This window comes from Streptomyces sp. NPDC057623 (assembly GCF_042800355.1).
GTDB lineage: Bacteria > Actinomycetota > Actinomycetes > Streptomycetales > Streptomycetaceae > Streptomyces.
The window spans coordinates 1-10986 of record NZ_JBHVGZ010000137.1 but is presented as its reverse complement, the minus strand read 5'-3'; the positions used below and the strand labels follow the sequence as shown (position 1 = coordinate 10986).

Genomic DNA, 10986 nt, shown 5'->3' with positions numbered 1-10986 from the left:
GCGGGGAGATATCTGGCCGCCACTGGGGACGCCGAGTCGGCCATGAGTGCATGGAACATCTGGCCGCCACCGGGGCAAACAAATGGCCGTTGACAACGAAGCCGCTACCGCGCCCATCGGCGTTCGTTCAAGGTGAGGCAGAGGAGTATCGACAATCGTGCCCGAGCGGTATCGCTGGTGACGGTTGAAAGCACGTTCCGTCACCGCACTCCTGGTCCATCGGCAACGCGATTCGCTGTTCGCAGTCCGAGCCGGCCGCGTGGATCACCTCTCTCCATTGCCTGAGTCTCAGCTCTGAAGCAGACCGCGGGCCACACGGCTTGCTGGGGTTGCGAACGGCTGGTGGGATGACGTGCCTTGAGCACTTCCATTAGGGAGCACGCGCACCCTGCACAGGCTCGGAACCGGCAAGGAGCCCCGGCAGAGGAGGATCACATGGAGGTAACCGCATTACCGGCGCCCGTGTTCTGCGGGGTGGATTGGGCAGAAGATCACCACGACATTGCGCTGGTCGATGCCGGTGGGAAGCAGCTCGCCAAGCAGCGGATCAACGATGATGCAGAGGGATTTGCTCAGTTGATTGCCCTGCTGGGCGAGCACGGCGACCGCGCTGACGCCATGATTCCCGTTGCGATCGAGACGTCCCGTGGACTTCTCGTCGCGTGTCTGCGGGCCACCGGCCGCCCCGTTTATGCGATCAACCCGCTGGCGGTTGCCCGCTACCGGGATCGTCATTCCGTGGCCCGGAGGAAATCCGATGCCATCGACGCCGCGGTGTTGGCGAACATCCTGCGGACCGACATGGCCGCTCACCGGGCGTTGCCTGCGGACTCCGAGCTCGTGCAGGCCATCGCGGTGCTTGCCCGAGCACAACAGGATGCCGTCTGGGACCGCGGTCAGGCCGGCAACAAGCTCCGCTCCCAGCTGCACGAGTTCTACCCGGCCATCCTGGACGCGTTCGCCGCACACAAGCACGGCCTGTGCGCACGGGAAGCCCGGACCATCCTCGCCGCGGCACCGACACCGACCATCGCCGCAACGCTCACGCGGCGTCGGTTGCAGTCTCTGCTCAAGAAGGCCGGCCGAGTACGCGGCATCGAGGCTGAAGCCGACCGGCTCCATGAAGTGTTCCAGCGCGACTATCTCCACCAGCTTCCGCAGGTGGAAGCGGCATTTGGCCAGCAGACAACTGCTCTGCTCAGACAGCTCAACACCGCCTGCCTCAATGCGGATCAGCTCGAGGAATCTACGGCTGCCGCATTCGGAGAACACCCTGATGCACCGGTCATCCGCAGCTTTCCAGGTCTCGGATCCTTAACCGGCGCCCGCGTCCTGGCGGAGATCGGTGATGACCAGACCCGATTTGCGAGCGCCGACTCGCTCAAGGCATACGCCGGAAGTGCCCCAGTTACTCGGGCAAGTGGAAAGAGCCGCACGGTCATGAGCCGGAGGATCAAGAATCAGAGGCTGGCGGCCGCCGGCTACGTGTGGGCCTTCGTATCGCTTACCAAGTCAGCAGGTGCTAGGACCCATTACGACCGCCGCAAGGAAGCCGGCGACCGCCACGTCGCGGCACAACGCAATCTCTTCAATCGCTTCATGGGCATACTCTTCTACTGCCTCCAGCACGGCCAGCTCTACGACGAGCTCAAGGCATTTCCGAACCATCCGGACGATCGTTCCGCCTCAACGGCTTGACTCCTATCCGCGTGGGATGTCTTGTCCCCGGCGACCGCGTCCGGCCGGGTGCGGGGGCGGCCGACGGGCCCGCGCACCCGCACCTTCTTCAGGACGGGGATGAACTGCGGGCTGTCCGCTGCCTGGCCCGCAGTCAGGACGAACGCCGGCGGGGGGGGGCACTTCCGGCCGGCAGCGAGGTGAACCTTGCCGGTCTCCCGCTCTCTGGGGCGTCCGAGGAGAGCGGCCTTCAGCCGGAGTTCCCGCCGTCGCCGGAGGCGTCGTCGTTGTTCCCGCGCGGGATCGTCTGCAACATGAGCATCACCAGACCTCGGTGAGCGTGGCCCGGTGTGGCGGCCTGGCGGGCGTGCACCAGGCACACGCACAGAGGGTCTCGGCGGGTGAGATGAAGGCCGCGGGCGACGTCGTTCGTGGCAAGGGCGTCGGCGGGACGGATGCGTGCCGACGACGCGGACGTCGTGTTCGCCGTCTACGGCGGCGAGACGGCGACCGAGCGTCCTTTACCGAGCCTTCGGCCCTCGCCCCCTCGACGAGGTCCGACCCGGGCCGGTGAAGCGACGACGGCCGACCCGCGCACGGAGTGCGTGACCCGGGCCGTCGTCGAACGCGGGACAGGCATCGTCGTCCGGTCGCCCGGCCGGCCTGGGCCCGCATCAGCCCGCCGGAGGCACGGTGGGCTTCGCGCCGCGTCCCGCTTCCTGGGGATCCGGTCACGGAGGCGAGAGCGAGCCCGGTAAGGCGACTACTTCAACGAGAACCAGTAGTTCGTGGTCGTCAGGTTGTCGGGAACGGTCCTACTGCGGGCAGACCCGGAAATCATGAAGCCATCACACTCCTTGTAGCTCTGGGTGTACACAGAGCTACCGGAGGTCACGCTGACACCGGCGTTCTTGTCCTTGCCCGCCTGAACGGGGAGGCAGCGGAGTGTGACCTCAGCACCAACCCATACCCTGACATAATTGGTACCGGACGGGACGTTCGTGATCATCAGATTATGCCTCGTGGCCGCCTGTGCCGGAGTGGCCGCGGTCAGGCCGATGAGGGCACCACTCACGACCGCAGCCGCGACGAGGCGCCCCGCACGGCCGCGCTGGATCGCCTGAATCGTCTTCTTCATTCCCATACCTCTCACGTCAACTTCCGCCCGCTTCGCGGGCTGCGGCGACCGGAGGGCGGCCTGGGAGGGCCGCCGCTCGGGGTCGCCGCGAGCCGCGCGAGAGTGAAGTTTCAAGTATCTCGCCAGCAGAACGTCCTGACGCCATCAGGCTAGACGACTTTCCTGACAGGTGTCAAGTTCCTCTCTCGACGGTTGACCGGCCGAATCGGCGGCTCGCGGCGGCAACAGGACGCACCATCAGAACCGCCCCGGCGGGTGACGGCCCGATGCCGGGCAGGGAGGGCCTCCGGCCGGGATTTTTGGGCGGGTCCGTCAGAACCGGCCTTCGACAGGAAGGCCAACCCCGCCCACAACAGTGAGGTCCGTGCGGTGGGGCCGGCAACGGGGCGAGGACGTCGTTCGTGCGGTGGCCGAGCCGACCGGTTCGGCACTGGACCCTGACGTCACGGGCCCAGGCAACCAGCCGCTGACGAGGCGGTCACCACGACCCGCTCCGAGCGCTCGGCCGCCCGCAACCCGCCGCCCACGACCTCGACCGGCCACACGCCCGGGTTCGACGTAATACAGCGGCCTGGAGCGGCGAATCCGGGGGCTGAGCCTGGGGGACCCGCGTGGCCTCCCCGAGGGCGTTTCCCTCGGGGATCGGAGGCGGGCGTCGGATGCGCGGGGCCGGCACCGACACCCCGGTCAGCGGCGGGGCGGCGATACGACCGATCGGCCCCCCATTCGCGTCCGCGAGGCCGTCGGTGCGGGCATGCTCAGGTTCGGGTTCCCTTCGCATGCCGGACGACGCTGCCGCATGCGAAAGGAACCTGTCTGCTCAGATTTCCTCGAGCGTGCCGGTGTGGAGTTCGCCGACCCGGCCGTCCGGGGTCTCGTACGTCCAGAACGCATGGACGGTCTTGGTGTTGAGGTTCATCGCATGGGTGACGGTCATGCCCGACTGCTCCACCCAGCCCACGATGAACACACCCTCGCTCACCTCGGCGGCGTGCAGACGCACGTCCTCGACCGCGCCCTTCGTCGGCCCGGCGACCGTCTCGTAGCGCAGACCAGTGCCGTCGGCGGCGTAGGTGTTGTGAAAGACGACGCCGTTGTCGACGCCGAAGCGGAAGGTCTTCCCCGCGTAGGTCGGGTCACTCATGATTCTTCACCCACCACTTCAGAACAGGCCGTTGGCGTGCGGCAGTTCGTCCGGGACCTCGGCGATCACGTCCCAGTGCTCCACGATCTTCCCGTCCGCCACGCGGAACAGATCCCAGTAGGCCACCGGTACCCCGAACTCGCCCTCGGACTGCAGCAGTACCAGATCCCCCTCGGCGACCACCTTGTGGATCGTCTTGTAGACCAGGTTCTTGCCCTGCTCCCCCCATTTCGCCGCGGCCGCGCCGAAACCGTCCAGACCGTCCGCGGCCTCCGGGTTGTGCTGCAGGTACGTCTCGGTGGAGATGTAGTCGGTCAACACCGAGTAGTCCGCCCCCTTCAGCACCTTCTCCGCGAACTCCGCGACCAGCTTGCGGTTGGCCTCCGTCTTGTCCAGGTCGCCCGGGGCGGCCTGGCCGTCGGTCTGGGAACGGCCGCAGGCGGTGTCGGCGACGACCGGGGTCAGGGCGTCCCAGTGCTCGGCCAGCTTGCCGTCCGCATCCACGCGGAAGAGATCGAACGCCACCAGCGGATCCGGGTCGAAGCCGTGGTACGTGCCGTGCAACGCCACCAGATCTCCGTCGGCGATGATCCGGGCGCCCTCGTATCGGAAGCCCTCGGGCAGGCCGGCGACGAGCTGCCGCAGCGCCTCCGGTCCGTCGGCGGCCAGACTGCTGTGCTGACGGACCGCGGCGAGGCCACCGCCATGGTGGACTTCGCCGACCTGCCATGCGGGCCCGGAACGCTGCTTCACATCCGCCCCGGCCAAGTCCAACGCCTGCCCACCGCACTCGAAGGCCCCCCTCGACGCCACCATCGCCTTGTTCACCCCCGACTTCCCGCTCCGGCTCCCTTCGACCGTCCGGGTGACCGACCTCCCCTCCGGCCCGTCCCACCGACAGCTCGGCCCTGGCGACCACGCCCGCTTCCGACGCGCGTTGGCCGACCTTTCCGCCGAGTACGCCGCACCTCGGGACCCCGAGGCCGACCGGCAACTCCTGCGCCTGCTCCTCGCCGCCCTCCTGCTGCGCATCACCCGCCTCCCCGCAGCCGACGGCGCTCCCAGCACCGGCGCGGGGACAGAGCCATACCGTCTCTTCCAGCACGAGCTGGAACGCTCGTACGCCGTGCTGCGCCAGGCGCATGACTACGCAGCCCGCCTCGGCTACTCCCTCAAGACCCTCAACCACGCCTGCCAGCAGGCCACCGGTCACACCGCCAAACAGCTCATCGACGCCCGCGTCACCTTGGAGTCCAAACGCATGCTGGCGCACAGCGACCTGCCCATCGCCGCCATCAGCCACCGACTCGGCTTCACCGAACCCACCAACTTCAGCAAGTTCTTCACCCGCGCCACCGGCCAGACGCCTGGCGTCTTCCGCGACACACGGCGCTGATGCACGAAGGAGGGCCGTTACCAGCCCAGAACCTGCAGGCCCCTCGCAATGTATGAGACAGGTTGACTCTCAAACCATCTTTGATACATACTGTCTCACAGATGCGGTGCAACAGCACCCGCAGCCAGCCGAGGAGGCCCCACATGTCCGCGTCCGAGAACGCCATCGCCCTCCGTTTCGCCGACCGCGCCACGGCCTACCAGGCCCTCAGCGACCTCAAGCACCTCAACTCGGCCACCACCGAGGTCCGCAGCGCCATCCTGATCGAGCGCCTCGAGAACGGCATGGTCCGCACCCCCGAAGCCCTGAAGACCAAGGCCGGCCGCAACACCGCCGTCGGCGGACTGGTCGGCTCGCTGGTCGGCATCCTCGGTGGACCGCTCGGCATGCTGACCGGCTGGGGCATCGGAGCCGTTATCGGCTCGGGCTACGACTACAAGCGGGTGGCCGAGGTGACGGAAGCCATCAGCCTCTTCAGTCCGCATGCCCCACCGAGCGGCACAGCCATCCTCGCCGAGGTCCGCGAGACCGACACCGAGGCCCTGGACCTGCTCGCCGCACACCACGACGCCGTCCTCGAACGCCGCCCGGCCGACACCGTACGCACCGAACTCAAAGCCATGGAAGAAGCCGCCGAGGAGATCCGCAAGCAGGAATCGCAGAGCAAGCGCGATCGCAAGCGCGCCGAGACCGGACAGAAGATCAAGGAAGGCGTCGCCCAGCTCAAGCGGAAGATCGCCGCGTAATCGGCGAGTTCCCACAGACGCGGGGCAGTGATCGCACAGCGGTCCACTCCCCCCTGCCCCGCAAGGTCGGGGCGGGCCCGCCCCCCTGGGCCCGCCCCGACCACCGCCAACCTCTCCTCCACCCGCCACCACCTGTGAGACAGTATGTATTGAAAGAGAAGTTTCGAGTCGATCCGTCTCACTGATTGGATTGAGGACAACGAGGTGCTTCATGGCCTGGACCAGTGGCGGCCCCCGCGCTCGCCGCAGCCGTGAGGCAGCCCTGGCCGCCGCCATCGAACTCCTTGTCGAGGGAGGGCCGGAGCTGGTCACCCACGCCGCCGTCGCCGAACGCGCGGGCGTGGGTCGGGCCACCGTCTACCGGGACTGACCCGACTTGCAGGCTCTGCTCCGCGACACCTTGGCCACCGGCGCGCACCCTTTGCTCACCCTCGACGACGGCCCGATCCGCGACCAGCTGGTGACCCACCTGGAAGAGCAGGTCACCTGGTTCAACCAGCCTGTCGCCGCCTCGGTGATCACCACCGTCATCGAACGTACGGAACTGGACGAGGGAGTACGCCGCCTCCGCGAGGAGATGTTCGGCCGCGCCGACGCACGCTTCGGCGATGCACTCGCGGCGGCGGTCGCGCGCGGTGAATTCCGGCCCGAAGTCGTCGAACACGCAAGAGAGCTCCTCGCCCAGGCCGTTGGCCCCCTGCTCTTCCAACGATTCATGCTCGGTGTGCGCCTGGACAAGGACATGGTGGCGAACTCCTGACGGCCCCCTCCCGCACCCCGGTCGAAGGCCACCGCCTCCGGCTCCTGATCCTGTGCCGCAACCCCGGGCCGGAGAACGGACCGGCAGGTTCCACGGGCACCCAGGCACTCAGCACGGCAGGTCCTCTTCCGGGGCTGTGGCGGCCGTCAATCCCCGTCCGGCGGCGCGAAAGAGCCAGGCGCCCAGCGACCCGGGAGGCGAGGCGACGGAGGTCGGCACCCTGGCGACCGTCTGCCGGGTCTGCGGGGCTCGGCTCACTGCGCACGCGTCCGGTGAAACGAGCAACGGCGGCGCCACCCGGCCCGCGCCCGCCGGACAACGCGAGACCGGCTTCGACGAAGGCCCGCACGACGACGGCCACCGACGGCTGCCCGGACGTCACCTCAAGCTCGTCGATCCGCCGGTGACGCTCCTCGTTGACGGCGCGCAGGGTCTGGTCGACAACGGCAGCGATGACGGCTGCAGCCTCGCCGGCCAGAGCCGCCCCGGCACCGCCAATCTCCCTCGGCCGCACAACCAACCCGCCAACCGTGCAAGCAGGGTGAGGATCCATCAGTATTCCTTCACGCTGCTTCCCCGGCAGCAGGCCACCTCGCGAGAAAGTCGATCGTCTCGGGAAAGACGAAGACCATTACGCAGGGAGAGGGCAGAACTTGGTCCCATGTCCGGCCCGGGGGCCGTCATCGCCCCCACGAATACGGGCCTTCCGCGTTCCGCCCCCTGCACACACTGACAGTCTGCGGCCGACCTCGACCGCTCCGGAGCGGACCCTCGCACCAGAGGCGGGGAACGAGGACGGCACCACAAGCGGCAACGCCGCTGCGGCTGTCGACGCCGGAGCAGGCGATCGAACAGCCACTTTGACGCGCGCGGCCCGGACCACCGGCGCCCGTGTGGCGTTCATGTCCGCAGGCCCTCACCCACTCGGCACCAAGGGCCCTGTCCGCAGCACCGAACCCGGCTCCCCCGCCCACGCGACCGACGGCGAGGTGGCGTGATGGCGGACACATCGGTTTCGACGCGGGCGGAGCGCAGTGCGCGCACCCGGGCGGCGATCCTGGAGGCAGCTCGGCAGGTGTTCGCCGAGCGCGGTTTCGAGAAGGCCACGATCCGGACGGTGGCCGAGCGGGCCGGGTGTGATCCATCGCTGGTGATGCAGCACTTCGGCAACAAACAGAAACTGTTCGAGGCCGCCTCACAGGTCAACCTGGACGTGGCCGAGGTCTCCGCGGGCCCGGCGGACGAGCTCAGCGAGCGGCTGGTGCGAGGCGTGTTCGAGCGCATGGACGCCCGACCCGACGCGATCGCCTCCACCCTGCGCTCCATGCTCACCCACGACGCGAGCGCCAAAGAGGTGCTCAAACTGTTCAACCTCCTGCCGGGGATCGGCCAGGAGGACGAACAACCCGACGAACAGCAGGCACTGCGCGGCCGACTCATCGGCGCCCTGACACTCGGCACCGCCGTCACGCGCTACGTCCTGAAGTTCGCCGAGGTCGAGCAGGCAAGCGTCGACGACCTCGTCGAATGCCTGCAACCCGCCATCGAAGCACTCCTCACACCACCAAACGGACAACCGATATCCGGACAACCGACGCGACAGCCATGAGCACCGGGCAGGACGGTCTTCGCACGAGCCCATGCGGCGGAGCGAGACCGATGGCCGTCGCGTGACGCCGCCGTGGGCGCGAGACCCGGCGGCCAACCGGCCGATCCCTTGGCAGCGGCGACAGACACGGGGACGGCCGTTCCCGTGTCGACGGACCGCATCACATCGCCGCCCCGTGGTCCACGGCACTCGGCGCGACGCCTCGACCCGCCCGGCCTCAGCAGACCAAGAGACGCGTGCACAAACCTTGACCCTCTTCACGCCCAGCCCCTAGGTTGAGCCGCGCAAAAGCGCATTTCGCAGAGCGAAAGCACCACGTGGGTGCGATCTCGCGAGGCATCTCGAAGAGGAGTTGTCGCCATGGCCGTCGACGACGCGCACAACGTCGATCACATCCACTCTGAGCTCAGGGCCGATCGGCTCGTCCAGCGCATGGAGCGCGTACCGGTCACCCACTTCCACCACCGGCTCGTCGCCACACTCGGCGCGGGCACCTTCTTCGATGCCTTCGACATCGTGTCGATCGCCGTGGTGCTCACAGCGATCTCCCACACCTTCGATCTCACCTCCAGCCAGGCCGGACTGCTGGTCAGCGCCGGCTTCCTCGGCCAGGCCCTGGGGGCCCTCGGGTTCGGCCTGGTCAGCGAGCGCTGGGGCCGTCGGAAGGTGTTCCTGGCCGCCCTGGTCGTCATGGGCGTGTTCGCGCTGATCTCGGTCGCGTCCTGGAACAGCGAGAGCCTCGGCATCATCCGCTTCGTCCAGGGGCTCGGCCTGGGTGCCGAAGTGCCCGTCGCCTCAGCCCTGTTGGGGGAGTTCGTCTGCGCCCGGCAGCGCGGCCGGGTCACCGTGCTCTACAAGCTCGCCTCTCCGCTGGGCAATCTCGCCACCTCACTGACCGCGGCGCTGCTGCTCGCTCTCACCCCGGAAGAGGTCGCATGGCGGCTGCTGTTCACCATCGGGGCCGCTCCACTGCTGATCGCACTCATCGCCTGGCGGACCCTGCCCGAGTCCCCGCGCCACCTCCTGCACCAAGGGCGTACCGAGGAGGCGGAGAAGATCGTCCGGCAGATGGAGGCCTGCGCCGGCATCGGTCCCGGAGCAGAGGACACGTCGCAGCACGCCAACGAGGCCCCTGCCGCAGCCGAGCGGGAAGCGGTTCCCTCCACCCGGCTCACGGAGCTGTTCTCGCCCCAGTACCGCGGCCGCACCCTCATGATGTGGGCCCTGTGGTTCACCGTCTTCTTCACCCTGCTCGGCGGCACCGCGTGGATGCCAAGCCTCTACGTCAAGGTCGCCGGAGTCAGCCCGGCCGTGGCCAGTCTGCTGTCTGGAACCGTCACTCTCGCCTCGGTCGGCATGATCATCCTGGTCGGCACGACGGTCGACCGAGTGGGCCGGAAACGGTGGTTCCGCATCGGGTACGGCATGTCCCTCACCGGCGCGCTGATCGCCGCGACGCTGGCCGCCACCGGTGGACTCACCAGTTGGCCGACGCTCCTGCTCGCCGGCGGACTGATGTTGTTGGGCGTGAGCGCCATCGACCCGCTCGTCTACGCCTACACCACCGAACTGTACCCGACCCGCATGCGCGCCTGGGGTGCGCTCAGCGCCAGCGCCTGGCGCGGCTTCGCGGCCGTACTCGCTCCTGTCATCACCGGGCGCCTGCTCGACGCCGGCAGCGGAATCACCGTGGTGTTCCTGGTGTTCGCCACGGTCCTCGCCCTGGGCCTGGCCGTGCATCTCCGCTGGGGCATCGAGACCAAGCAGACTCCGCTGGAAGCCCTCGCACAGTAGGCACAGACCGAACGACTTCACCTCGTGAAGTCTTCAAAGGGTTTCGGGGCTCTCTTGACGTCATTTCAGTTGGTGTGATCTTGCGGCACTCTGGGGTGATGACTGCTGCGCTCGTCGAACGGTTGGCGCCGGAAGACCTGTGGGAGTTGTTCCAGCGGGTGGTCCCGCCGCCACCGGAACGCCCGCAGGGCGGAGGGCACCGTCGACGAGGGGACCGAGGTGCTTGCCGCGATCATCTTCGTGGCCACCTCGGGCTGCACCTGGAACCAACTGCCGCCCGGATTCGGCCTGTCCGGCGTCACCGCCTTCCGCCGGTTCACCGAGTGGACCGAGGCCCGGGTGTGGGCCAAGCTCCACCGCCTGGTCCTGGACGAACTCGGCTCCCGCGGCGGGCTGGACTGGTCGCGCTGCGCGATCGACTCCGTCAGCGTCCGGGCCCTCAAAGGGGGCAGCTGACGGGACCGAATCCGACCGACCGCGGCAAAAAGGGATCGAAAATCCACAGTGATGATGGCTGGGTGATCGCTTCGGACCTGACCCAAAAATCCACCGACGCTGTTGAGTTGTCCTGGCGAGGATGCGTCGGTCCGGGGCGATCATGCGCGTGGCCAGCCGGACTTTCGTGACCTAATAGGAGCCTGACCAGGGGTCCCATCACTGTGTTGTCCGTCTGTCCGATCGGCCCGTGCTATCCCCTCTCCAGAGCGCGGTTCGAAAGGACA

General features: G+C 68.0%; 11 protein-coding genes and 2 pseudogenes. 8 read left to right on the top strand and 5 right to left on the bottom strand.

Going from position 1 to position 10986, the window contains the following annotated elements; all coding sequences use genetic code 11:
• Nucleotides 1-435: 435 nt before the first annotated feature.
• On the top strand, nt 436-1698 hold the full coding sequence (locus ACFU95_RS50075; RefSeq protein WP_383844334.1) for an IS110 family transposase: 1263 nt from the start codon (nt 436-438) through the stop codon (nt 1696-1698).
• Here the strand turns inward: ACFU95_RS50075 and ACFU95_RS50070 are convergent.
• The 5 genes and pseudogenes from ACFU95_RS50070 to ACFU95_RS50050 all read right to left on the bottom strand — a co-directional run.
• Nucleotides 1698-1967, bottom strand: a pseudogene (locus tag ACFU95_RS50070) (IS5/IS1182 family transposase); the annotation flags it as partial. The gene ACFU95_RS50075 and the pseudogene ACFU95_RS50070 overlap by 1 nt on opposite strands.
• Nucleotides 1928-2059, bottom strand: a complete 132-nt coding sequence (locus ACFU95_RS50065; RefSeq protein WP_383844337.1) for a hypothetical protein — start codon at nt 2057-2059, stop codon at nt 1928-1930. The pseudogene ACFU95_RS50070 and the gene ACFU95_RS50065, both read right to left, overlap by 40 nt.
• A 381-nt stretch (nt 2060-2440) precedes the next feature.
• Nucleotides 2441-2815 carry a hypothetical protein gene (locus ACFU95_RS50060; protein ID WP_152171224.1) on the bottom strand — a complete coding sequence of 125 codons (375 nt, stop codon included), beginning with the start codon at nt 2813-2815 and terminating at the stop codon, nt 2441-2443.
• Nucleotides 2816-3635: 820 nt separating this feature from the next.
• Nucleotides 3636-3959, bottom strand: coding sequence for a hypothetical protein (locus tag ACFU95_RS50055; RefSeq protein WP_383844331.1), 324 nt, complete (start codon nt 3957-3959; stop codon nt 3636-3638).
• An 18-nt stretch (nt 3960-3977) separates the two neighbouring features.
• Nucleotides 3978-4787: a nuclear transport factor 2 family protein gene (locus ACFU95_RS50050; RefSeq protein WP_383844328.1), complete on the bottom strand. Its 810-nt coding sequence runs from the start codon at nt 4785-4787 to the stop codon at nt 3978-3980.
• Nucleotides 4788-4824: 37 nt separating this feature from the next.
• On the opposite strand from ACFU95_RS50050, the gene ACFU95_RS50045 reads away from it, so the two are divergent.
• From ACFU95_RS50045 to ACFU95_RS50015, 7 genes and pseudogenes are all read left to right on the top strand, one after another.
• Nucleotides 4825-5355, top strand: coding sequence for a helix-turn-helix domain-containing protein (locus ACFU95_RS50045; RefSeq protein WP_383844325.1), 531 nt, complete (start codon nt 4825-4827; stop codon nt 5353-5355).
• A gap of 143 nt (nt 5356-5498) precedes the next feature.
• A complete protein-coding gene (locus ACFU95_RS50040) occupies nt 5499-6101 on the top strand; it encodes a hypothetical protein (protein ID WP_383844322.1) in 603 nt (200 codons plus the stop codon).
• 211 nt (nt 6102-6312) lie between these two features.
• Complete coding sequence (locus ACFU95_RS50035; RefSeq protein WP_383844319.1) at nt 6313-6471, top strand: TetR family transcriptional regulator; 159 nt, start codon at nt 6313-6315, stop codon at nt 6469-6471.
• A 6-nt stretch (nt 6472-6477) separates the two neighbouring features.
• Entirely contained in the window at nt 6478-6861 is a 384-nt protein-coding gene (locus ACFU95_RS50030; protein ID WP_383844316.1) for a TetR-like C-terminal domain-containing protein, read from the top strand.
• 997 nt (nt 6862-7858) lie between these two features.
• A complete protein-coding gene (locus ACFU95_RS50025; protein ID WP_383844313.1) occupies nt 7859-8470 on the top strand; it encodes a TetR/AcrR family transcriptional regulator in 612 nt (203 codons plus the stop codon).
• A 360-nt stretch (nt 8471-8830) separates the two neighbouring features.
• Nucleotides 8831-10264, top strand: coding sequence for an MFS transporter (locus ACFU95_RS50020; protein ID WP_383844310.1), 1434 nt, complete (start codon nt 8831-8833; stop codon nt 10262-10264).
• A 98-nt stretch (nt 10265-10362) separates the two neighbouring features.
• Nucleotides 10363-10767: pseudogene (locus ACFU95_RS50015) on the top strand (transposase); the annotation flags it as partial.
• Nucleotides 10768-10986: the final 219 nt, after the last annotated feature.

What these genes read in the sequence shown, in the direction of transcription:
- ACFU95_RS50040 (WP_383844322.1), top strand. Translation starts at nt 5,499, where the DNA reads ATGTCCGCGTCCGAGAACGCCATCGCCCTCCGTTTCGCCGACCGCGCC.
- ACFU95_RS50055 (WP_383844331.1), bottom strand. Translation starts at nt 3,959, where the DNA reads ATGAGTGACCCGACCTACGCGGGGAAGACCTTCCGCTTCGGCGTCGAC.
- ACFU95_RS50025 (WP_383844313.1), top strand. Translation starts at nt 7,859, where the DNA reads ATGGCGGACACATCGGTTTCGACGCGGGCGGAGCGCAGTGCGCGCACC.
- ACFU95_RS50020 (WP_383844310.1), top strand. Translation starts at nt 8,831, where the DNA reads ATGGCCGTCGACGACGCGCACAACGTCGATCACATCCACTCTGAGCTC.
- ACFU95_RS50060 (WP_152171224.1), bottom strand. Translation starts at nt 2,815, where the DNA reads ATGAAGAAGACGATTCAGGCGATCCAGCGCGGCCGTGCGGGGCGCCTC.
- ACFU95_RS50035 (WP_383844319.1), top strand. Translation starts at nt 6,313, where the DNA reads ATGGCCTGGACCAGTGGCGGCCCCCGCGCTCGCCGCAGCCGTGAGGCA.
- ACFU95_RS50075 (WP_383844334.1), top strand. Translation starts at nt 436, where the DNA reads ATGGAGGTAACCGCATTACCGGCGCCCGTGTTCTGCGGGGTGGATTGG.